Origin of the sequence: Ottowia beijingensis, assembly GCF_013423955.1 — a bacterium.
Classification (GTDB): domain Bacteria; phylum Pseudomonadota; class Gammaproteobacteria; order Burkholderiales; family Burkholderiaceae_C; genus Ottowia; species Ottowia beijingensis.
The window spans coordinates 2,005,492-2,026,754 of record NZ_JACCKX010000001.1 but is presented as its reverse complement, the minus strand read 5'-3'; the positions used below and the strand labels follow the sequence as shown (position 1 = coordinate 2,026,754).

Below are 21,263 nucleotides of genomic sequence, written 5' to 3'. Positions count from 1 at the left end.
CGCCCGGCGAGGGCTGAGCGCGGTTGCCGATGGGCCCGCGCTCAGCGCCGTCCTGCCCGCCCATCACCTCCAGCGCCAGGCACAGGTCCTGCCAGGCCTTGGCCTTGTCGGGCAGGGCGCGCAGCAGGTAGGCGGGGTGGTAGGTGACGATGACGGGCACGCCTTCGTAGGTGTGTACGCGGCCGCGCAGGCGGCCGATGGGCTCGGTGGTCTGCAGCAAGGACTGCACGGCGAAGCGGCCCATGGCGAGGATGATCTTCGGCTGCACCAGCGCGACCTGGCGGCGCAGGTAGGGCTCGCACTGGGCGATTTCGTCGGGTTGCGGGTTGCGGTTGCCGGGCGGGCGGCACTTCAGCACGTTGGCGATGTAGACACCGCGTTTCAAGCCTTTTTGGCCTTCAGCGCCTGCCTGGTCTGCGCGAGCAGCTATCGATTCAGAAGCGCTCTCCACCTGCCGCGACAGGCCGATGGCGGCCAGCATGGCATCCAGCAGCTTGCCGGCCTGGCCGACGAAGGGCTGGCCCTGGCGGTCTTCGTTCTCGCCGGGGCTTCGCCGATGACCATCCAGTCGGCGCTGCGGGCGCCGACGCCGAACACGGTCTGCGTGCGGCCGGCGCACAGGCCGCAGGCGCGGCAGGCGGCCACCGTGGCCTCCAGCTGCAGCCAGTCCATGTCGGCCACGCCTTCGGGGCGCGGGCCGAGAGCCATTGCGGACCTGGACTCGGGTGCGGGGTGGCGCCTTCCGACGGCGCGACGGGGCGGGGGCGCGGTGAGGAAGGCGCGGCGGCAGCGCGGGCAATCGAGGGCGCGGCGGCGGCCGGCTGCACCGGTTCAGAATCAAATCGGGCTCCAGCGCCCGCCTGGTCAGCGCTGGCAGCTACGGTTTCAGGAGTTGCCGGTGCCGCCTTGGGCAACCACAGCTTGATGCCCATCTCGGCCAGCATGGCGCGCTGGCGCTCATCCAGTTGCAGAGTCATGCGCCGTCTCCCAGCCGCAGGTTCATCACCACGGCGTCTTCGCGCAGGCCGTGGCCGGCGGGGTAGTAGGCCTTGCGCAGGCCCACGCGGGCAAAACCGCGCTTCAGGTAGATCTGCTGCGCGCGCGTGTTGCTGGCGCGCACTTCCAGCCACAGCCAGTGCGCCCCGCGCGCGCGCGACCACAGCGCCAACGCGTCGAGCATGACCAGCGCCCAGCCCTGGCGCTGGTGCCCGGCCGCGACGGTGATGTTGAGCAGGTGCACTTCCTCATGACCCTGCATGGCGACGAAGTAGCCGATCAGGTCCTCGCTCCCATCCGGCAGCGGCCCGACCAGGCATTGCGCCTGGTGTCCGGCCGCCAGGGTGTCGGCAAAGTTGCGGCGCGACCAGGGGTGGCTGTAGACGTTCTGCTCGATGGCCAGCACGGCATCCAGCCGCTCGGCCGCCATGGGCTCGAAGCGTGCTTCCAGCGCGGGCGCGACGGGCGGCCAAGCGGATGGGGTGGTGGCGGAGAGGACGGCGCTCATGGTGCAGGCGGGCGGTGGCCGCGCTCAGCGTGTCAGGCCAGCGGCGGCACGTTCGGCGGTAGTCTGCGCCACTTTATCGCGGATGTAGAGCGGCAGCGCCTGTTCGGCCGGCACGGCCCGACCGGCGGCCAGCAGCGCGGGCGCCAGGCTGAGCAGAGCGTCGGCCGTGGGCAGCACGTCGGCGCGCGGCAGGGCCAGCACGGCGGCGGGCAGGCGCTCCGCATACACGGCGGCGGCGTTGCCGGCCAGCAAGGTGCCGGCGGGCGGCACGGCCACGGCGTCGGGTGACAGCACGGCGGCCTCGGCCAGCACCTGCCAGCCGTCGGCGGGCGACCAGGCGTACTCGGCCGCATAGACCTCGCCCATGCGCGCATCCAGCAGGGCCAGCACGCGCAGGCTGTCGGGCGCGGTGCTCAGCGACTGGCGCGCCGCCTCGGCCACGGCCAGCAGGGTATCGACCGGCAGCACCGGCACGCCCGCGCCCCAGGCCAGCCCCTGCGCCACCGAGCAGGCCGTGCGCAGCCCGGTGAACGAACCCGGCCCGCGACCGAACACGATGGCCTGCAGATCGCCCAGGGCCAGCCCGGCCTGCGCCAGCAGCGCCTGCACGGTGGGGATCAGCGTGGTTGACGACTGCGCGCCGCCGGGGCCGCTGCGCGCGAAGCGCTGGCCGTCGCGGCTGCGTTGCACGGCGACCGACAGGTGCTCGGTGCTGGTATCGAAGGCCAGCAGGTTGAGTGCCGCGGTATTCATGAGTTCTTTTGGCCTCCAGCGCCTGCTGGACAAGCGCGAACAGCTATGGAATCAGGAGTTTGCTGCCGCACCGCACGCACCCCGAACAGAATGCCGGCCGTGACCAGCGCCAGCCCCGCCAGCAGGTTCCAGCCCAGCGGCTCGCCCAGCAGGGCGACCGCGCCCAGCGCCGACAGCCCCGGCACCAGCGCCGTGATCATGGTCGACTTGACCGGCCCGAAGGCGCGCACCATCTGCACGAAGGTGATGCCCGAGATGACCACCGAACCCACGCCCTGGAACAGCGCCTGGAAGGCGATTTCGCCCCACGGCGCCGTGCCCAGCCGCGTGGGCAGCACGCCGGTGCCGGTCAGCAACGCGAACAGCGGCACATAGGTGAAGCAGGCGAACACCGTGATGGCGATGGTGGCGCGCACCGCGTCCAGTCCGAATTTGCGCGCCAGCACGCTGTACACCGACCAGCAGAACGCCGCGCTCATGAAGATCAGGTCGCCCTTCCACACCTCGCCGCCGCGGAAGGCCGACAGCAGCCCCTCGCCGCCCACCAGCACGTCGCCGCCCACGATGCAGGCCAGCCCCAGCGCCCGCGCCGGGGTAATGCGGTCGCGCAGCAGCACGGCCGCCAACAGCGCCGTCCACAGCGGCAGGCTGCCCGGCATCAGCACCGAGGCGTGCGCCGCCGGCGCAAAGAAGAAACCCGCATAGCACAGGATGGCGTAGACCAGCCCGCCGAAGACGCCGGCGGTGACCGTGGGCCGCAGCGGCAGCGGCGAAAAGCCCCCAGCGACGACGAGCCGCCCTGCCGCCGCGCCAGCCACCAGCCCCAGGGCAGCAGCACCACGCTGGCACCGGCGATGCGCAGCAGCGCCAGGTCGAACGGCAGCAGCGTCATGCCCGCCGAGGCACGACCGATGACGATGAAGCCGGTCCAGATCGCCACCGTGACCACGGCCGCCGCGATGCCGACCGCACGGGGCGAGGAGAGCATGCGGGCGATTATCGGCTGCCCGCCAGCGGCCCGCCGCGGCGGCGCCGCACCCGGTCAGCGCGCGCCGCGACGCCGCTGCCGCAGGCCCAGGGCGCCCAGCATGGCGGCCAGCGCCATCAGCGCCCAATGCGACAGCGTGGGCACCGCCGTCACCGCGCCGACCGGCGCGGTGAGCGTGATGGTGGCCACGTTCGACCGGTCACCCGCCGCGTTGGCGAACGAATAGCCGACAGGGGTCGGCACGCCGCCAAAGCCGGGCGCCGGGCTGAACACCACCTCGTCGCCGTTCACCGTCCAGACGCCCTGGCCCGGCACGGTCATCTGCTGGCCGTCGGGCGTCAGCGTGGCGCCAGCGGGCGGGTTGGCCAGCAGGATGCTGCCGGGGCCGCCTGCGCCTGGCCTGGATCGTTGGCCAGCACACTGAGGGTGGTCGGGCCGCTCGCGGCCAGGGCCGCGCTGTCGTCGCGGGCCTGGGGTCCGGTGCCGGCGCTCACCGTGAGCACGGCGATATCGCACACGGCCTGGTTGGGCGCCGGGGCGCACACCTGGTAAGCCACGGTGCAACTGCCGCTGGCGGGCACATCGAACGTGGCCAGGCCCGTCGGGCCGAGCGCCGGGTTGGCGCAGGTGCTGCCGGCGCCCAAGGCGAAGACGCTGCCCGCGGGCACCTGGTCGTTGCCGGACACGTCGTGGGTCGCGGCCGTGGCGCCGGCGGGCTGGTTGACTGCCGTGTCGTCCACCGCGTCGATGATCGACGCCGCGCCGGTGTCGCTGTTGTTGGCCGGGTTGTTGTCGTTGCTGGCACCGGTGGTGGCGGTCACTGTGACCCCCGTGGGCCCCGTGTCCGTACCGCCCGCCACGCCCGGCGCGGTGAAGCTGATGGGGCAGGTGATGCTGCTGCCCGCCGCCAGCGCGGCCACCGGCAGCGTGGGCGTACAGGCGCCCACCGTGACCGGAATCGCCGCGCCATCGCTGTCCTGCGCGGTGGCGCTGCAGGTGGGCGCCAGCGCCGTGCCGGCGACCGCGGCGCACCGGATCTCGCCGCTCACGGTGCTGCCGGGGCTGACCACGCTGGGCAGGCCCGACATCACCACGCCCATGTCCGCCGGCGGTGCCCTCACCGTGGTGGGCACCGAGCACCCGCCGGCGCCGGCGCACAGCTGTTGCCCGCGGGCGGGGTGATGGTGTTTGTGATGACCGTTCCGGGGCCACGCCGGCATCCACCGCCACGCGCAGCGCCAGCGTCACGCTGTCGCCGGCGGGCACCGCAAACGGCGCGGCGTTCAGGCACTGCCCGCCCGTGCAGACGAAGTCGCCATCGACGTAGCTGGTGCCGGCGGGCAGCGTGTCGCTCAGGCTGCCGGCCGGATACAGCACCGGCGCCGCACCGCCGTTGCGCACGGTGATGCCATAGGCCACCGTGCCGCCCGGCAAGGGGTTGGCGCCGCTGGTGATGGTCTTCTCGAACGTGATGGGGCCGATGGCCGCCAGCGTGACGGGCGTGGGGGCCGGCGCATCGCTGTTGGGAGAAGCTGGCAGTGCCGCCGCGTCGGTGGATGCGTCCTGCGCCAGCAGGTTGGCGGGTGGCGCCGGCAAGCCGCCGGGCCAGCTGTGGCCCGCGTTGGCGCTACTGGCCGAACTGGCCAGGGCGGTGTTCGACTGCGCCGTGGTGGGCACGGCGGCGGCACTGGCGTAGGCCACGCGCACGGTGAACTGCACAGTGCAGCTGGCGCCGGGAGGCAAGTTGTCGGTACCGCTCAGCAGGGCGAAACTGCTGGTGCCGCCAAAGTCGCCGCTGAGGTGCAGCTGCCCGCCGTCACGCTCGGTCCGGCGCTGATGCCCAGCGTGGGCGTGCCGGCCGCAAAGGCGTTGCGCAGGTTGTCGCTGATCTGCACGTTGGGCGTGGGCACGGCCCCGGTGTTGCCCACCGTCAGGGTGTAGGGCACGTCGAAGGTGTGGCCGTTGAGCACCGCCACGGGTGCACCCGCCTGCTTCACCACGTCGACCAGCGGCACGGCGATGCAGGTGGTGCCGTCGGTGTTCGTGTTTGCATCGCCGTTGGCCGCCGTCAGCACGGTGTGGCTGCCGTTGGTCACGTTGACGCGATAGAACGCGTTGTTGTTGGCGGAGACGATCAGACCCCCGTCGGCACCCAGGTAGGCCGAGCCGTAGGTGATCAGCCTGGGCAATGTGGTGGCAATCCGCGAGGCCCTGGCCGTCGGGGTGGGCGCCGTCAGGTCCACCACGATGCGGTACAGGTAGACACCCCGTGGCGTGTCGTCCGACGCTTGCACGTTGCGCGTGCCGTAGAGCACGGCGGTCGTGGCGCTGCTTTCCGCGGGACTGTAGGCCAGGTCGCCGACGTTGATGCCACCCGTGGTGCCGTCGAGCGCAACGCCCGTATACCCACCTGGCGGGTTGGTGTCCGTCTCGATCGTGATGCGCCGGGTTTGCGGCTGCATGGTCGCCGCGCCGGTGACGAGGAACAGGCCCTGGTGGGGGAATCCAGCCATCGGCCATGAACAGGTTGCCGTGGGCATCGAAGGTGCCGCTGTTTCTGCGGTCGCTGATCAACGCCACGTCTCCACCCGTGCTGTTGGTGATCTTCGCGCTCCTCACAACACCCGCCGCATTCAGGCGATAAAGGCGCAGGCCGGCGGCGTTGGTGTAGTCGTTGACGGCGTACAGGAGCCGGTCCTGCGGGTTGAACGCCAGGCCGTTGACCGATACGCCCGGCACCGTGAACAGCGGCAACGTGCCGTGCCGGTAATCGCTGCCCATCAGCCAGACCTGCGTATCGGGCCAGCGGTGCTACCCGCAGTCATCTGGTAGAGCTGCCCGGTGCAGATCAGCGGCGCCGGCGACGCCTGGGCCTGGGCCTGGGCCAGCCCCGACACGGTCAAGGCCAGTGAAGCCAGGACGGCCGCCAGGCCGTGACGTGGTTGCATCCAACGCATGAAGTGAGTTGCCAGCGCCCTCCCCACCACACGCCCGCACCTGCCATAACCATGACGGCAGTGTGCAATACGCCCAGGGTGATGCAGGCAGCACGCCACGAGAACGCGCCCGAAGCAGCGGCGCCCCCGGCCTCGGGCGGGGTGCTGGCGCCCAGCGCGCCGGCGCACCGCTGGCCCGCCAGGGCGTCACCCGTCTGCCGCGCCACCCGCGGCCCGCGTCATGCGCGGGCCACGCGCCTCCCTAGACTTCAGCCCGTGACCTTGCGCCGACCCAGTCTTCTGCTTGCCGCCCTGCTGGCGGTGCCCGCCTTTGCCCAGGCCCCGCTGCCGCCCGAGATCGTCCAGGCCCTGTCCCGCGCGGGCGTGCCGGTCACGGCGGTGTCCATGGTGGTGGCGTCCCTGCCACCGCCGCCCGGCACGGTAACGCGCGTGCCCGAACCCGTGAACCCCGGCGGCGAGCGCAACCCCGCCCCCGCGCCCGCGCCCGCGAGCATGGCCCTGCCGCCACCGCGCCTGGCCTGGCAGGCCGATGTGCCGATGAACCCGGCCTCGGTGATGAAGTTGGTGACCACTTACGCGGGGGTCGATCTGCTGGGCCCCAACCACCTGTGGCGCACGCGCGTGTACACGCAGGGGCGCATCGCCAACGGGGTGCTGCACGGCGACCTGCTGATCCAGGGCAGCGGCGATCCCAAGCTGGTGCTGGAGCGCCTGCAGGAGCTGATGCGCGCCATCCAGGACAAGGGCATCCGCGTCATCCGCGGCAACATCCTGCTGGACAACAGCGTGTTCCGCCTGCCCGCGCACGACGCCGCCGCCTTCGACGACGACCCGCTGCGGCCCTACAACGCCGGGCCCGACGGGCTGCTGGTCAACTTCAAGGCGCTGATCTTCAAGTTCATCCCCGACCCGGCCAGCCAGCGCGCGCTGGTGGTCAGCGAGCCGCCCATCGCCGGCGTCGACATCCCCGCCGAGGTGCCCGCCGCCGCCGGCGCCTGCGGTGCCTGGCGCACGCGCCTGGCGGCCGATTTCACCGACCCCAACCGCGTCAGCTTCTCCGGCCGCTACCCGATGAGCTGCGGCGAGCAGAACTGGGGCATCGCCTACGTCGAGCCGCGCAGCTACGCCCCGCGCGTGATCGAGGCCATGTGGCGCGCCAGCGGCGGCGCGCTGACCGGGCAGGTGCAGTGGCTCGACCGGCCCGCCACCGGCCAGCCGCTGGTCACCGGCTTCTCGCTGCCGCTGTCGGACATCATTGCCGACATCAACAAGTTCTCGAACAACGTGATGGCGCAGCAGTTGTTCCTTACGCTGTCGGCGGCCGACGGGCGCGGCAGCTTTGCCGAATCGCAGAACCGCCTGAAGCGCTGGTGGCGCGAGCGCTTCGGCCTGCGCACCACGCCGGTGGTCGAGAACGGCTCGGGCCTGTCGCGCAACGAGCGCGCCACCGCGGCCTCGCTGGCCGCGCTGCTGCAGCACGCCGCCGGCCACCCCAATGGCGCGGCGTTCGAGCACTCGCTGTCGATCGCCGGTGTGGACGGCACCACGCGCCGCATGGCCGCGCGCAGCCCCAACTCGGCCGCCATCGGCAACGCACGCCTGAAGACCGGCACCCTGCGCGACGTGGTGGCCATCGCCGGCTACGCCTACGGCCTGTCGGGCCGCAATTACGCGGTGGTGGGCATCATCAACCACCCCAACGCCAGCGCCGCGCGGCCGGCGCTGGACCGGCTGGTGGAGTGGGCGGTGCGGGACCAGTGAGGGCGCCGCGAGCGCCTACTGGGAGCGGGCTTGCCCGCGGTGGGGCGTGTTGCGGGATGATGCGCTTCATCGCGGCCAAGGCCGCTCCCACAGGGTGGCCGGGTGCTCAGCACATACTCCCGATCAGCACAGCTGGTAGCGCCCGTCAAACAAGCGCTGAAGGCATATACCCCCAGATTCAAGCCGAGATCAATGCCGAGATCACCTCGCCCATCTCGGATCGGAAAGCGACGCCGAGCAGGTTCGGCCATCCATCCTGCAACCAAAGCAGCGCGCGTATTTCGATGACGCGTGGCGCAACCTGGCGACCATGCGCCAGCACTGCCCCTGAGCGCCGGTGCCGCCCTCGGCGACCGATGTTCTGACGGATGTTGTGGGAGCGGGCTTGCCCGCGATGGGGGTGTCGCGGGGTGATGCGCTTCATCGCGGCCAATGCCGCTCCCACAGGGCGGCCGGGCAGTCAGAACATACTCCCCACCACGCCATCCGCCAGCGCCCTCCAGTCAAACCCTGAAGGCATATACCCCCTGTTTCAAGCAGCGATCAACGCCGCAATCGCCTCACCCATCTCGGTCGTCGAGGCCTTCCCGCCCAGGTCCGGCGTGCGCGGGCCCTGCGCCAGGACCTGCTCGATGGCTTTCAGGATGGCGTCGTGCGCGGCCTGTTCGCCCAGGAACTGCAGCATCAGCGCGGCCGACCAGATCATGGCCACTGGGTTGGCGATGTTGCGGCCAAAGATGTCGGGCGCGCTGCCGTGCACCGGCTCGAACAGGCTGGGGAATTGGCGCTCCGGGTTCAGGTTGGCTGAAGGCGCGAGCCCGATGGTGCCGGTGCAGGCCGGGCCCAGGTCGCTCAGGATGTCGCCGAACAGGTTGCTGGCCACCACCACGTCGAAGCGCTGCGGCTGCAGCACGAAGCGCGCGGTGAGGATGTCGATGTGGTGCTTCTCGACGGCGATCTGCGGGTAGTTCTTGGCCATGCGGTCGGCGCGGCCGTCCCACCAGGGCATGCTGATCGCAATGCCGTTGCTCTTGGTCGCCACATCCAGCTTCTGGCGCGGGCGCGCGGCAGCCTGCTCGAAGGCGAACTTCAGCACGCGGTCGGCACCGAAGGCGCTCATCACCGTCTCCTGCACCACGATCTCGCGCTCGGTTCCGGCGTACATCACGCCGCCCAGGTTGGTGTATTCGCCCTCGGTGTTCTCGCGCACGACGAGGAAGTCGATCTCGCCCGGCTTTCGGCCGGCCAGGGGCAGGGCACGCCCTCGAACAGGCGCACCGGGCGCAGGTTGATGTACTGGTCGAATTCGCGCCGGAACTTGAGCAGGCTGCCCCACAGCGAGATGTGGTCGGGCACTGTGGCCGGCCAGCCGACGGCGCCGAACAGGATGGCGTGCTGCGGCTCGAGCTGCGCCTTCCAGTCGGGCGGCATCATGTCGCCCGTCCTGGCGTAATAGTCGCAGCTGGCCCAGTCGATGGGCGTGAGGTCGAGCGCGAAGCCGAACTTCTGCTGCGCGGCATCGAGCACGCGCAGCGCCTCGGGCATCACTTCCTGGCCGATGCCGTCGCCCGGGATGACGGCGATGCGGTGCGTGCGGGGGCGGGGGCGTTCATGGTGGTCTCTCCTTCGAGCCGCGAGCATAGCGCCGCTTGGGTTTGCCCTAGGCGCGCTCGGCGCGTGCGGTGTTTACGATGACCGATTGATGACCAAGAGGAGACACCCGTGCGCTTCAAACCCCTGCTGAACTGGAAGCTGACCGCCCTGGCGGTGGCCGTGGCCCTGTCCGCCTGCGGCGGCGGCGATGACGACGACGACAACCCGCTGGGCATCAACGCCGTGAAGGTGGTGGGCGATTCGCTCAGCGACAGCGGCACCTTCGCCGGCGTGCCGGGCGGCCCGCGCATCGCCAGCGTGCAGGGCTCGGCCGACGAGCCCCACGTGCTGTGGGTGGAGCGCATCGCCAAGGCCTACGACGTGAAGCCGCTGTGCCCGGTGTACAAGTTCAACGGCCAGACCTTCACGCCCAACACCCAGCCCGGCTGCACCAACTACGCCATCGGCGGCGCCCGCATCAACAACCCGGCCAGCGCGGGCGGGGCGGCGGCGCCGTTGTCCATCGTCAAGCAGCTGCAGGACGCGGGCGCCGCGGGCTGGAGCGCCAAGGACCTGGTGCTGGTGGACGGCGGCGGCAACGATGCGGCGGATCTGGTGGGGCGTACCTCGCCGGTGGCGATCCGTTGGATGCCACTTCCCTTTGGCGGACTCGTCAGCCCGCTGCTCGATACGTTCACACTCGGTCAGCAGTGGGCGCTGGGTGGAGACACGCCGGAACAGCGACGGGCTCAAGGCGGGACCTACTACATGCAGGCATTGGCCGACCATTTCGTCGGCGTCATCAAGGCGCAGGCACTCGACAAGGGCGCGAAGCAGGTGGTGGTGGCCAACATCCCCACCATCACCTACACGCCGCGCTTCCAGGCGGTGCTGGCGCAGATCGAAGGCGCCGCCGGCGCCCAGGTGCGCGCGCAGTCCGAGGCGCTGTTCAAGGGCTGGATCAGCACCTTCAACCAGCGGCTGGCGGCCAACTTCGGCGGCGAGCCGCGCGTGCAGGTGATCGACCTGGCCAGCCGCTTTGCCGACCAGGTGACCAACCCGGCGCGGTACGGCCTGAGCAACGCCACGCTGCCGGTGTGCGGCGCCGAGTGGATCACCGTGGTGCCGCACCGCCCGCTGGGCGAATGCACGGCGGCCGCGCTGTCGGCCACCACGCCGCCGCCCGGCGCGCCCACCGGCGCCAGCTGGTGGCAGCGCTTCATGTTCTCCGACGGCTTCCACCCCACGCCCTACGGCCACCAGCTGTTTGCCGAGCAGGTGATGGACGTGCTGGACGAGGTGGACTGGTACTGATGCAGCAGCCGCCCGTCAGGGCATGAAGAACCGGCCCGTGGGCCGGTTTTTGTGGCCCCAACGCCGGTTCCGGGCCCGGGGGATGGGAGTTCTTCCATTCCCACATCGAAACTTCAACCATCGTCATCCCGGCGAAAGCCGGGATCCCTGTCTGCTTTCACACGCTGTCTGGATTCCGGCTTTCGCCGGAACGACGAACCTGTTGTCGTGTTGATCTGGAAATGGAAGTCGATGTGGGAGCGGCGGCAGCCGCGAACGGACCCCATCCGCCCACCGCCGGCGGCCTTCGGCTGCCGCCGCGCCTGCGAAGGCCGGCAACCGCCCACGCCCCCGTCCTGCTCCGAACCAAAAAACGGCCCGAGGGCCGTTTTGTCGAGGCGCTTACCAGCGGTTCTTGAAGCGCTGGTAGGCGTTCTCGCCGTAACGGTCGGAGCCGAAGTGCTGCAGCGCCCGGGGCGTGAAGTGCACGCCGTCGGCGAACAGCCAGCGGTTGTAGTCGGGCGACACCACGGTGGCCGGCGTGCAGGTGCTGGCGTCGGGCGTGGTGCAGACGGGCTCCTTGCCGTTGTCGAACTGGTAGTTCTGCGGCTTGTCGTACATCAGGTCGAAGAAGAAGGCCGAGTCGAGGTACAGCACGTTGGTGCCCAGGTCGACGATGTTGGTGAGCAGCGCGGTGTTGAAGTCGATCGACAGGGTGTTGACGGCGTCCTCATGCCCGGTGCCGCGGCCCCAGGGCGAATTGCCCAGCAGCGGCACGCCGGCCACGGCCACGTGCTTGCCGCCGGCGTTGACCAGGCGGCGCACCTGCTCGGCCAGCGCCTTGCCGGCATCACGCACGGTCTTGGTGGTGGCCTCGGAGATGCCGGTGGCGTTGTAGGCCGCCACGATGTCGTGCATGCCGCCGTTGACGATGACCACGTCGTCGGTGGCGTTCAGCGTGGTGCTGGCCAGCAGGGTGTCGATCTGCGCCGTCACGCTGGGGGCGCCGGCCGGGTCGGCCGCGGCCACGCGGGCGTGGCCCTGCGCATAGGCAAAGCCGCCGGCGCTGGCGGCCGTCACCGGCTGGCTGTAGTGGCTGGCCAGCTCCTGCACCCAGTTGTTCGTGCCGTCGTTGACGGTGTAGCGGGTGCCGCCGGCCTGCCCCACGTCCATGAAGCTGTCGCCCACGGTGATGAAGCGCTTCGGCTCGAGGTCCGACACCACCGAGCCGGAGCCGCAGGCGGCCAGCAGGGTCAGGGCGCCGGCGCAGGCCACGGCCTGGGTGGCGCGGCGAAACCAGGATGCTTTCATGAAAGACTTCTCCAAATCAGGGTGGTCTAGTTTAACGAGGCGGGCGTGATCTGGCCCGCCGTGCTCAGGCCGAGGCGGCGGCGCGCTGCAGGCGGTCGCGCACGCCGTCCCAGGCGGCGTCATCGGGCGGGGTTTCGACCCAGATCAGCGCAACGCCAGCGTCGTCGAAGCCGCGCAGCACGGCGAACAGCTGCTGCGCGGCGGCGGCCGCGTCGTCGGGCATGCGGCGCAGCACCAGCGCGCGGCTGGCCGAGCGCAGCGGCGCGCGCGCCCAGACGGCGATGTTCTTCGCGTCGGCGCCCAGCAGTTCCAGCGCGGCGCGCAGCTCCTTGTCGTTCATGAGCCGCAGCCTGGCGCGCGGGGCGTAATGGGCCAAAAGTGTGCCGGGCGCTTGCGGGTCGGGTGCGGACAGCTCTTCTTTGGATAGCAAATGCTGGCCCGCCACGCGCTCGATGTCGGCCCGGGCGATCTGGCCCGGCCGCAGCAGCACCGGCGCGCCGCGCGTGCAGTCGACGATGGTCGATTCGATGCCCACGCTGCACGCGCCGCCGTCCAGCACCAGCAGGCCGTCGCCGAACTCCTGCGCCACGTGCTGTGCCGTGGTGGGGCTGATGCGGCCGAAGCGGTTGGCGCTGGGCGCGGCCAGCCCGCGCACGCCGCGCGCGGCTGCCGCCGCCAGCAGCGCATGCGCCACCGGGTGCGCCGGGCAGCGCAGGCCGATGGTGGCGTGCCCGCCCGCCGCCGCCTCGGCCACGCCGGGGCGGCGCGGCAGGATCAGGGTCAGCGGGCCGGGCCAGAAGGTGTCGATCAGCTTCTGCGCGAACGCCGGCACGCTGGCGGCGAACTCGGCCACCTGCGCCGCGCCGGCCACGTGCACGATCAGCGGGTGGTCGGCCGGGCGGCCCTTGGCGGCGAAGATGCCGCGCACCGCCGCGTCGCTGCCGGCGTCGGCGGCCAGGCCGTACACGGTTTCGGTCGGCAGGCCGACCAGTTGCCCGGCGGCCAGGGCGTCGGCCGCGGCGGCGATGGCGGCGGGGAGCTGGCCGTCAAGCACCATGGCCGGGCGCTTTCATCGGTGTGGACGGGCTGCGAATGCAGGGAGTATGTGGTCGCAGCGCTTGTCTATCAAGCGCTGGCGGACAGATTATTGGGGAGTATCCAGAATCCATGGCTCAGAAGGCTTCCATGCCCAACAGCGCCGCCGCCTGCAGCGCGCGCTGGCGTACCGCGCCGGCGTCCGGCCCGGTGAAGGTCAGGTGCCCCATCTTGCGGCCGCGCCGCGCCTCGGTCTTGCCGTACAGGTGCAGGTGCGCGCCGGGCAGGGCCAGCAGGTCACGCCAGGGCGGGGTGCGGGGCTGGCCGTCGGCGCTGAACCACAGGTCGCCCAGCAGGTTGAGCATGATGGCCGCGCTGTGCTGGCGCGGCGCGGCCAGTGGCAGGCCGGCCAGGGTGCGCACCTGCAGGTCGAACTGCGAGGCGTCGCACGCGTCCACCGTGTAGTGGCCGCTGTTGTGCGGGCGCGGAGCCATCTCGTTGACGACCAGCGAGCCGTTTTGCAGCACGAAGAATTCGACGCACAGCACGCCCACGTAGTTCAGCTCGTTTGCTATCGCCACGGTAGCGCTCTGCGCTTGCTTGACGGCGATTTCGGGCAGGTTGCCTTCATAAACCTCGGTCACGGCCAGGATGCCGTCGCGGTGCAGGTTGCGCTGCACCGGCAGGCTGACGACCTGCCCGTCGCGCCCGCGCGCCACGATGACCGAACACTCGTGCGCCAGCGGCAGCATCTGCTCCAGCACGCAGGCCACGCCGCCCATGCGCTGCCAGGCGGCGGCCAGTTCGTCGCGGTTGGCCACGCGCGCCTGGCCCTTGCCGTCGTAGCCCAGGCGCGCGGTTTTCAGGATGCCGGGCAGCAGCACGGCGGGCACTTGGCCCAAGTCGGCCTCGTTCTCGATCACCGCATAGGGCGCGGGCGCCACGCCGCTGCCGGTGGCGCAGCTGGCGAAGTGCGCCTTCTCGCGGATGCGGTCCTGCGCGATGGCGACGCACTCGGCCGCGGGCGACACCGGACGCGTGGCGGCCAGCGCGGCCAGCGACTCGGCGGGCACGTTCTCGAATTCGGTGGTGATGGCGTGGCAGCGCGCGGCCAGTTCGCGCAGCGCGTTCTCGTCGCGGTAATCGGCCTGGATGAAGTGGTGGCTCACGCGCCCCGCCGGGCTGCCGGCGTCGGGGTCGAGCACCACCGTCTCGTAGCCCAGCGCCTGCGCCGCGTGCACGAACATGCGGCCCAATTGGCCACCGCCCAGCACGCCCAGCGTGGCGGGGCGGCCGTCGATCAGGCTGCCGGGCAGCAGGGGCAAGGTGGTGGGCATCTCGGAACCGTCAAGAAAATTTGAATAAAATCGGGCCTTGGCGCCCGTCCAGACTGCGCAAGCAGCTATATGACTAATAGCAAACTACCCTGCGGGTGGCAGCGTCATGGCGCGCGCGGCGGCGGTCTGCTCGGCGCGGAAGGCTTCCAGCTTGCCGCGCAGCGCCGCGTCCTCATTGGCCAGCAACGCCACCGCGAACAGCGCCGCGTTGGCCGCACCGGCCTGGCCGATGGCGAAGGTAGCCACCGGAATGCCCTTGGGCATCTGCACGATGCTGTGCAGCGAATCGACGCCCTGCAGGTGGCGGCTGGCCACCGGCACGCCCAGCACCGGCACCACCGTCTTGGCCGCCAGCATGCCCGGCAGGTGCGCCGCGCCGCCGGCCCCGGCGATGATGGCCTTCAGCCCGCGGCCGGCAGCGGCCTCGGCGTAGGCGAACATGTCGTCGGGCATGCGGTGCGCCGAGACGACGCGCGCCTCATGCGGCACGCCGAACTGCTCAAGGATCTGGACGGCGTGCTGCATGGTGTCCCAGTCGCTGCTGGAACCCATCACCACGCCCACGCGGGGACTCGTCATGGGGCTTGTTGGCACAATGGCTGTTAGATATGTTCAATTTTGCCCCCAGATACGCCCCATGATCGACATCACCCTGCAAAACTTCGAAGCCGAGGTCATCAAGGCCTCCTGCAAACGCCCGTGCTGCTGGATGTGTGGGCCGAATGGTGCGGCCCCTGCAAGCAACTGGGCCCGGTGCTGGAGCAGCTGGAGACCGAATACGCCGGCCGCTTTGTCCTGGCCAAGCTGGACGCCGACAAGGTGCCCGAGATCGCCGGCCAGCTGTCGCAGATGCTGGGCACGCGCAGCATTCCGCTGTGCGTGATGTTCGTCGGCGGCCAGCCGGTGGACGGTTTCGTGGGCGCGCAGCCGGCCGGCACCATCCGCCAGTTCCTCGACAAGCACGTGCCCAGCGAGGGCGCGCTGGCCGCCGAGGAAGAGGTGAACGAGGCCGAGGCCCTGCTGGAAGCCGGCGACACCGACGCCGCCCTGGCCAAGCTGGCCGACGCGCTGGCGCAGGACCCGGCCAACGACGACGCCCGCGCCGACTACGCCCGCGTGCTGATCGCCACCGGCGCCTTCGCCGAAGCCGCCGCCACGCTGGAAGAACCGCTGGGGCGCGAGCCGCGCCCGCTGCGCTTCGACGCACTGCGCCGCTGGCTGGACGCGATGGAGTTCGTGCAGAACGACGAGCGCGGCAACTGGCCGGTGGAGCAGTTCGACGCCAGGATCGCCGAGAACAAGCGCGACTTCGACACCCGCTTTGCCAAGGCGCAGGCGCTGATGGCCGAAGGCCAGTGGACGGCCAGCATGGACGAGCTGCTGGAAATCATCATGCGCGACAAGAAGTGGAACGACGAGGCCGCCCGCAAGACCTACGTCGCCATCCTGGAGCTGCTGACGCCCCCGCCGCCCAAGCACGGCGCCGGCGCCGACGGCAAGAGCGCCGGCGGCATCGAGCTGACCGGCAAGGCCGCCAAGCAGGAAGACCCGCAGGCCGAGCTGCTGTCGGGCTACCGGCGCAAGCTGAGCATGGCGTTGAACTGAGGCGCTGCGCGCTTCAGGCGAGCACGGTCTGACCTCATGGCCGTGCCCAGCGGCCAGCCATGGGGCGGGGCGGCCTTGGCGGCGATGGGTGCCCTGCCGAGGCCATGAACGCTGCTTCGCGGGCAAGCCCGCTCCCACAAGCCGTGACCAGGGGAAAGATAAGGGAGTATGCGTCTGCAACGCCCGCCAGTCAGGCGCTGGCGGGCATCGACCCTACCAGTATAGGGACGGGCAACGCTGCCGGAACGCTCAGCCCAGGGCGTCGGCCAGCGCCAGGTACTCCGCCACCGGCACTTCCTCGGCGCGGCGCTGCACGTCGAACGGGCCGCCGAAGCCGCGCGCCTCCAGCCACTTGCCCAGCGTGTGGCGCAGCAGCTTGCGGCGCTGGCTGAAGGCGACCTGCACCAGCTCGGACAGCAGCGCCGGGTCGATGGGCGCGAAGTCGGGGCGCGGCACCATGCGCACCACGGCCGAGTCGACGCGCGGCGGCGGCTCGAACGCGGCGGGCGGCACGAACAGCACGTTCTCCATCGCGTAGCGCCACTGCAGCATCACCGACAGACGGCCGTAGTCCCCGGTGGACGGCGCGGCGACCATGCGGTCGATCACTTCCTTCTGCAGCATGAAGTGCTGGTCTTCGATGTGCGCGGCAAACGGCAGCAGGTGGAACAGGATTGGGCTGGAGATGTTGTAGGGCAGGTTGCCGCACACTCTCAATTTGGTAGCTGCCTGCGCTTGCTGCAGCTGCGCAAAATCCACTTTCAGCACATCGGATTCGATGACCTCGAGCTGCGGGTGCGCGCGCAGGCGGGCGGCCAGGTCGCGGTCGATTTCGATCACCGTCAGGCGCCCCAGGCGCTCGACCAGCGGCTGCGTCAGCGCGGCCAGGCCGGGGCCGATCTCGACCATCGGCTGGCCGGGGCGCGGGTCGATGGCGCGCACGATGGCGTCGATGATGGCCGGGTCGCTGAGGAAGTGCTGGCCGAAGCGCTTGCGGGGATGTGTTTCATCAGGACTGCGCGGCGCCCGTCAGTCGAACGGCCGTGGAGCGGGCTTGGCCCGGCCACTGGCGGCGTCCCCTGGGGGAAGGCGCGCAGCGCCTCAGGGGGTGCGTCATTTCGGTGGGTCGCGGTATTCGACGTAGGCGCGGCCACGCACCTCGCGCGCCCAGGTCTCGAATGCCTCCTGCGCCTTCTTCTCGCGCAGCATGTTGCGCGCCAGCTGGCGCTGCTCGGCGGCGGTAAGCACCTGCTCGCGCCGGCCGTCGACGCGGATCAGGTGCACGCCGAAGCGGGTGATCACCGGCTCGCTCACCTGGCCGGCGTCGAGGTTGTTCATGGCCTGCTCGAACTCGGGCACGAACTGGCCGGGCGGCGCCCAGCCCAGTTCGCCGCCGTCGGCGGCGCTGTCGTCCTGCGAGAACTGGCGCGCCAGCTCCTCGAAGCTGGCCTGGCCCGCCGCGATGCGGCGCCTGAAGTCGGCCGCGCGCTCGCGCGCCACCTGCTCGCTCTGCGTGGGGCCGGTGCGCAGCAAGATGTGGCGCACGTGGGTCTGCGGGATCTTGACCTCGGGCAGCTCGTTGTTGGCCTTGCGCTCCAGCACCTTGAGGATGTGGAAACCGGCGCCGGAGCGCACCGGGCCGGCGATGTCGCCCACGCGCGCGCGCTGCGTGCTTTGCAGGAACAGGTCGGGGTACTTGTCGGACGGGCGCAGGCCCAGCACTCCGCCGTCGCGGCCGCGGTTGTTGGCGTCGGAGAACTCCACCGCCAGCGCCGCGAAGTCCTCGCCGCCGCGCGCGCGGCGCGCCACCTCGTCGGCGCGGGCCTGCAGGCGCGCCAGTTCGGCGGCGTTGGCGCCTTCGGGCACGGCCACCAGGATCATGGCCAGGTTCAGGTCCACCGCGCCGGGCCGCACGCCGGTCTGCTCGCGGATGAAGGTGTCGACCTCGGCGTCGGTCACGCGCAGCTTGGGTTCGATCTCGCGCTCGCGCAGGCGCGCCAGCAGCACCTGGTTGCGCACGTCGTCGCGGAAGTCCTGCACGGCAATGCCTTCCTGCTGGATGCGCTGGTACAGCTGCTCCACGGTGGCCAGCTGGTTCTGGCGCGCGATGGACAGCTCGGCCTGGGCCAGCGCGCCGTCGTCCACCTTCAGGCCGGTTTCGCGCGCGTACTGCAGCTGCGCGCGCTCGGCGATCAGGCGTTCCAGCATTTCCTTGCGCAGCACGTCGGCCGGCGGCTGCGGGCCGCCGCGCTCGGCCAGCTGGCGCTGGGCGCGGGCGATGCGGGCGCGCACCTCGTTGTTGGTGACGGGCTCGGTGTTGACCACGGCGACGATGAAGTCGGCCTCGCGCAGCGCGGCGCTGGCGGGTGCTGGCGCGGGAGTCGCCACGGGTGCTGCCGGGACGGCAGCAGGCGCGGCCGCCGGTGCCGGCGCGGGTGTGCGCCGGGGTACCGGTTTGGCGGCGGGCTTGCGAGCCGGCGCCTTCTTGGCCGCGGGTTTCTTGGCGGCCGGCTTGGTGGGCGCGGGCTTGCGCTGCGTGCCGCTGGTCTGCGCCTGCGCGGGCAGGGACAGTGCGATGCAAGCCGCAGGCAACAGCAGCCAGCGGGAAAGAACACGAGACATCTTGTTTCTCCTAAACGCACCGAGGCCATCGTGGGATGCCGACGCGGTTCCACCGAAGGCCGCGGAGCGGGCCATGCCAGCGACCGCCGTGGCCGGACCTGTGCCGGCCACCAGCGGTGTCCCCCTTCAGGGGAAGGCGCGCAGCGACTCAGGGGGTTACTCATACTCTGTGAACCGGCTCGGTGAGGTGGTTTCTTCGCGCAGGTATTGATAACGCGGAATGTTGTTGCGCAGCGTACGCAGCGGGTTGCTGCCCAGGCGCGACAGGCCGACGAGTTCCAGCTGGAACATGATGCGCTTGGTGGACGAGGTGGTGGAGCTGGTGAGTTTTCCAGCACCACGCGGCCGATCCAGCAGCCGGCATCGTATTCGACGCCCAGGATGGCGTCGACCAGCCGGCTTTCGCGCAGGCTGTAGTTGAGCCGGCCGACGCTGTACCAGCGCCCGTTGCAGCTGCTGCCGCCGGTGCGCGCGGCGGTGGTGCCCAGCTCGCCGCGGCGGCCGGCCAGGTCGCTCAGCGGCCATTGCCAGCCCACGTCGAGGTGCTCGCTCTGCAGGTCGCGCTGGTGGCGGTAGGCCGCGCTGACGGTGCGGTACGGCCCCGGCGAATAGCGCCCCTGGAGGGTGGTGCGGGTGCTGCGCCGGGTGTCGGGGTTGTACTGCACCACGCTGTCGAACGACCAGCGCGGGTCCCAGTTGATGCCGGCGCCCAGCATGATGTCGGACAGGCCGCGTTCGGTGGGCGTGCCGCCCGGCAGCACCACCTGCTGGCCCGAGAAGCGGTAGCGCTGCGCCAGCCCCAAGCGCACCACCTCGGCGCCGCTTTCGGGGTCGAGCAGGCGCGTGGTCAGGCCGCCTGTGACCAGGTTGTTGTCGACGATGCGGTCGTTGCCGGCAAAGGCGTTCTCGGCCCAGATGGTGGCGAAGTTGAAGTCGTAGGCGCCCGAGTCGTAGTTGGGCAGCAGGCTCTGGTTGCGGTACGGCGTGTAGACGTACATCAGGCGCGGCTCCAGCGTCTGGCGAAAGCCGCGGCCGAAGTACTGCGCGTCGCGCTCGAACACCAGGCCGCTGTCGAGGCTGAAGGTGGGCAGCACGCGGCTGGCCGAGGTGCGGCCGTCGGCCAGCGGGCGGTCGAACTGGTAGCTGGTGGCGTGCAGCTGCACCTTGGGCACCAGAAAACCCCACGAACGCGTGATGGGCCGCGCCAGCTGCGCGTGCAGGAAGCTGCGGTCGGCGTTGGGCTGCTGCGTCCAGAAGCTGTCGGCCCGAAAGCGCGTGAAGTCGCCATCGACTGCGTAGTCGAAGCCGCGGTCGTTCACGCGGCCCCAGCGCGCGGCCAGCTGCGGCAGACGGTCGTAGGGCGGGATGATGGGCGCGTTCACGTCCTGCAGCGTCTGCCACTTCAGTGCCCGCGCGCTGGCCGAGAAATCGCCGCGCGACCAGGTCAGCGCGCCGTCGTTGGCCAGCAGGCGCGTGGTCAGCGACAGGCCGCCGCGCGAGAAGTCGCGCCAGTAGTCGTTGTCGCTCACGCGGTTCAGGTTCAGCCCCAGGCCCACGGCGCCGATGCCGTCGATGCCGGTGTCGTAGGTGCCGTTGTGGCGCGCGAAGTAGCCCCAGCGGTTGCGGCCGTCGCGCAGCTTGTCATTGGGCAGCAGGTTGGCGTTCAGGCGGCCCTGGTAGTTGTTCTCGAGGTAGCGGAACTCGCCGCCCATCTCGACGCCGCGGCGCAGCATGATGGCCGGCGTGAAGGTGGCGTCGCGGTTGGGCGCGATGTTCCAGTAGTACGGCACCGACAGGTCCAGCCCGCTCTTGTTGTCGAGCCCGATGGTGGGCGGCAGCCAGCCGGACTTGCGCCGCTCGCTGAGCGGAAAGCTCATGGCCGGCACCGGCAGGATGGGCACGCCCTTGAACTCCAGCACCGCGCCTTCGGCCCGGCCCTCGTCGTCCTCGCGGTCCAGCTCCAGCTTGTCGGCGCGCAGGATCCAGTCGGGCATCCAGTCCGGCCCGCCGCGCTGGCAGGTGGTGTAGGTGCCCTGCGTCACGCGGGCGCGGTCGCGGTCCAGCAGGTCCAGCCGCTCGGCCGTGCCGTGCGCGCCGCTGGCCAGGAAGCGGTACGTCGGCTGCAGCAGAAAACCGGCCATCGCGTCGATCTGGATCTGCCCCGAGGTGGCGGTGTAGCGGTCGCCCTCGGCGTTCATGCGCACGTCGCCGGTGACGGTGGCGATGTCGGTGGTCTGGTCGTACACCAGCTTGTCGGCGCGCGCCACGCGGCCGGGCTGGCGCAGCTCGGCCTGGCCTTCGATGACGGTTTCAAGATCGGTGCGGCCACTGATGCGGTCGCCGTAGACGATGGTGGGCGGGTGGGCGTTGTCGGGCAGCTTCTCGGCCAGCAGCGGCGTGGCCTGCAGCTGCAGCGGCTCGGACGGCTGCGCCAGCACCGCGCCCGCCAGCAGGGCCAGCACCGCGGCAGCCACCGGCCGCACCACGGCGGCCCGTGCGGGATG

The 21,263-nt window shown here is 71.0% G+C and carries 16 protein-coding genes and 5 pseudogenes; 5 read left to right on the top strand and 16 right to left on the bottom strand.

Annotated features, from left to right (window positions below; all coding sequences use genetic code 11):
- Positions 1 to 64 precede the first annotated feature (64 nt).
- The 6 genes and pseudogenes from H0I39_RS24620 to H0I39_RS22100 all read right to left on the bottom strand — a co-directional run.
- Positions 65 to 977: pseudogene (locus H0I39_RS24620) on the bottom strand (uracil-DNA glycosylase); the annotation flags it as partial.
- Positions 974 to 1,504, bottom strand: coding sequence for a ribosomal protein S18-alanine N-acetyltransferase (gene rimI / locus H0I39_RS10195; RefSeq protein WP_180550404.1), 531 nt, complete (start codon positions 1,502 to 1,504; stop codon positions 974 to 976). The gene rimI and the pseudogene H0I39_RS24620, both read right to left, overlap by 4 nt.
- A 24-nt stretch (positions 1,505 to 1,528) precedes the next feature.
- Complete coding sequence (gene tsaB, locus H0I39_RS10190; protein WP_180550403.1) at positions 1,529 to 2,257, bottom strand: tRNA (adenosine(37)-N6)-threonylcarbamoyltransferase complex dimerization subunit type 1 TsaB; 729 nt, start codon at positions 2,255 to 2,257, stop codon at positions 1,529 to 1,531.
- A pseudogene (locus tag H0I39_RS10185) lies at positions 2,254 to 3,245 on the bottom strand (DMT family transporter). The gene tsaB and the pseudogene H0I39_RS10185 overlap by 4 nt, the downstream one beginning before the upstream one ends.
- Positions 3,246 to 3,299: 54 nt before the next feature.
- Positions 3,300 to 3,566 carry an IPTL-CTERM sorting domain-containing protein gene (locus tag H0I39_RS22105; protein ID WP_257645746.1) on the bottom strand — a complete coding sequence of 89 codons (267 nt, stop codon included), beginning with the start codon at positions 3,564 to 3,566 and terminating at the stop codon, positions 3,300 to 3,302.
- Positions 3,567 to 3,583: 17 nt separating this feature from the next.
- Complete coding sequence (locus H0I39_RS22100) at positions 3,584 to 4,066, bottom strand: hypothetical protein (protein WP_257645745.1); 483 nt, start codon at positions 4,064 to 4,066, stop codon at positions 3,584 to 3,586.
- A gap of 19 nt (positions 4,067 to 4,085) precedes the next feature.
- Between H0I39_RS22100 and H0I39_RS22095 the strand changes: the two genes are divergently transcribed.
- A complete protein-coding gene (locus H0I39_RS22095; protein ID WP_257645744.1) occupies positions 4,086 to 4,427 on the top strand; it encodes an RAD23 family protein in 342 nt (113 codons plus the stop codon).
- Between the two features lie 238 nt (positions 4,428 to 4,665).
- Positions 4,666 to 4,941, top strand: a complete 276-nt coding sequence (locus H0I39_RS22090; RefSeq protein WP_257645743.1) for a hypothetical protein — start codon at positions 4,666 to 4,668, stop codon at positions 4,939 to 4,941.
- 61 nt (positions 4,942 to 5,002) lie between these two features.
- On the opposite strand, the gene H0I39_RS10175 is transcribed toward H0I39_RS22090, so the two are convergent.
- Entirely contained in the window at positions 5,003 to 5,758 is a 756-nt protein-coding gene (locus H0I39_RS10175) for a hypothetical protein (RefSeq protein ID WP_180550401.1), read from the bottom strand.
- Between the two features lie 495 nt (positions 5,759 to 6,253).
- On the opposite strand from H0I39_RS10175, the gene dacB reads away from it, so the two are divergent.
- Positions 6,254 to 7,963: a D-alanyl-D-alanine carboxypeptidase/D-alanyl-D-alanine endopeptidase gene (gene dacB / locus H0I39_RS10170; RefSeq protein WP_257645742.1), complete on the top strand. Its 1,710-nt coding sequence runs from the start codon at positions 6,254 to 6,256 to the stop codon at positions 7,961 to 7,963.
- Between the two features lie 178 nt (positions 7,964 to 8,141).
- On the opposite strand, the gene H0I39_RS10165 is transcribed toward dacB, so the two are convergent.
- Positions 8,142 to 8,387, bottom strand: coding sequence for a hypothetical protein (locus H0I39_RS10165; RefSeq protein ID WP_180550400.1), 246 nt, complete (start codon positions 8,385 to 8,387; stop codon positions 8,142 to 8,144).
- Positions 8,388 to 8,495: 108 nt separating this feature from the next.
- Positions 8,496 to 9,604, bottom strand: a pseudogene (locus tag H0I39_RS10160) (tartrate dehydrogenase).
- 81 nt (positions 9,605 to 9,685) lie between these two features.
- On the opposite strand from H0I39_RS10160, the gene H0I39_RS10155 reads away from it, so the two are divergent.
- Positions 9,686 to 10,870, top strand: coding sequence for an SGNH/GDSL hydrolase family protein (locus tag H0I39_RS10155; RefSeq protein ID WP_308645827.1), 1,185 nt, complete (start codon positions 9,686 to 9,688; stop codon positions 10,868 to 10,870).
- A gap of 381 nt (positions 10,871 to 11,251) precedes the next feature.
- On the opposite strand, the gene H0I39_RS10150 is transcribed toward H0I39_RS10155, so the two are convergent.
- The 4 genes from H0I39_RS10150 to purE form a co-directional block, all read right to left on the bottom strand.
- Positions 11,252 to 12,160: an SGNH/GDSL hydrolase family protein gene (locus H0I39_RS10150; protein WP_180550399.1), complete on the bottom strand. Its 909-nt coding sequence runs from the start codon at positions 12,158 to 12,160 to the stop codon at positions 11,252 to 11,254.
- A gap of 64 nt (positions 12,161 to 12,224) precedes the next feature.
- Positions 12,225 to 13,217: an L-threonylcarbamoyladenylate synthase gene (locus H0I39_RS10145; protein ID WP_180550398.1), complete on the bottom strand. Its 993-nt coding sequence runs from the start codon at positions 13,215 to 13,217 to the stop codon at positions 12,225 to 12,227.
- A 115-nt stretch (positions 13,218 to 13,332) separates the two neighbouring features.
- Positions 13,333 to 14,532, bottom strand: a complete 1,200-nt coding sequence (locus H0I39_RS10140; protein WP_180550397.1) for a 5-(carboxyamino)imidazole ribonucleotide synthase — start codon at positions 14,530 to 14,532, stop codon at positions 13,333 to 13,335.
- 84 nt (positions 14,533 to 14,616) lie between these two features.
- Positions 14,617 to 15,111, bottom strand: coding sequence for a 5-(carboxyamino)imidazole ribonucleotide mutase (gene purE, locus H0I39_RS10135; protein WP_180550396.1), 495 nt, complete (start codon positions 15,109 to 15,111; stop codon positions 14,617 to 14,619).
- Between the two features lie 58 nt (positions 15,112 to 15,169).
- Between purE and H0I39_RS10130 the strand changes: the two are divergent.
- Positions 15,170 to 16,137, top strand: a pseudogene (locus tag H0I39_RS10130) (tetratricopeptide repeat protein).
- Positions 16,138 to 16,386: 249 nt separating this feature from the next.
- Here the strand turns inward: H0I39_RS10130 and rsmA are convergent.
- The 3 genes and pseudogenes from rsmA to H0I39_RS24070 all read right to left on the bottom strand — a co-directional run.
- Positions 16,387 to 17,082: a 16S rRNA (adenine(1518)-N(6)/adenine(1519)-N(6))-dimethyltransferase RsmA gene (rsmA, locus tag H0I39_RS10125; RefSeq protein WP_373368338.1), complete on the bottom strand. Its 696-nt coding sequence runs from the start codon at positions 17,080 to 17,082 to the stop codon at positions 16,387 to 16,389.
- Positions 17,083 to 17,250: 168 nt separating this feature from the next.
- Entirely contained in the window at positions 17,251 to 18,525 is a 1,275-nt protein-coding gene (locus H0I39_RS22085; RefSeq protein WP_373368278.1) for a peptidylprolyl isomerase, read from the bottom strand.
- An 827-nt stretch (positions 18,526 to 19,352) separates the two neighbouring features.
- Positions 19,353 to 20,636 (bottom strand): annotated as a pseudogene (locus H0I39_RS24070) (LPS-assembly protein LptD); the annotation flags it as partial.
- Positions 20,637 to 21,263 lie beyond the last annotated feature (627 nt).

Bases quoted from the DNA above. Each gene is read 5' to 3' on its own strand.
- H0I39_RS10165 (WP_180550400.1), bottom strand. From the start codon at position 8,387: ATGAAGCGCATCACCCCGCGACACCCCCATCGCGGGCAAGCCCGCTCC.
- purE (WP_180550396.1), bottom strand. From the start codon at position 15,111: ATGACGAGTCCCCGCGTGGGCGTGGTGATGGGTTCCAGCAGCGACTGG.
- rimI (WP_180550404.1), bottom strand. From the start codon at position 1,504: ATGAGCGCCGTCCTCTCCGCCACCACCCCATCCGCTTGGCCGCCCGTC.
- dacB (WP_257645742.1), top strand. From the start codon at position 6,254: ATGACGGCAGTGTGCAATACGCCCAGGGTGATGCAGGCAGCACGCCAC.
- H0I39_RS10145 (WP_180550398.1), bottom strand. From the start codon at position 13,217: ATGGTGCTTGACGGCCAGCTCCCCGCCGCCATCGCCGCCGCGGCCGAC.
- H0I39_RS10140 (WP_180550397.1), bottom strand. From the start codon at position 14,532: ATGCCCACCACCTTGCCCCTGCTGCCCGGCAGCCTGATCGACGGCCGC.
- tsaB (WP_180550403.1), bottom strand. From the start codon at position 2,257: ATGAATACCGCGGCACTCAACCTGCTGGCCTTCGATACCAGCACCGAG.
- H0I39_RS10150 (WP_180550399.1), bottom strand. From the start codon at position 12,160: ATGAAAGCATCCTGGTTTCGCCGCGCCACCCAGGCCGTGGCCTGCGCC.
- H0I39_RS22105 (WP_257645746.1), bottom strand. From the start codon at position 3,566: ATGACCGTGCCGGGCCAGGGCGTCTGGACGGTGAACGGCGACGAGGTG.
- H0I39_RS10175 (WP_180550401.1), bottom strand. From the start codon at position 5,758: ATGGCTGGATTCCCCCACCAGGGCCTGTTCCTCGTCACCGGCGCGGCG.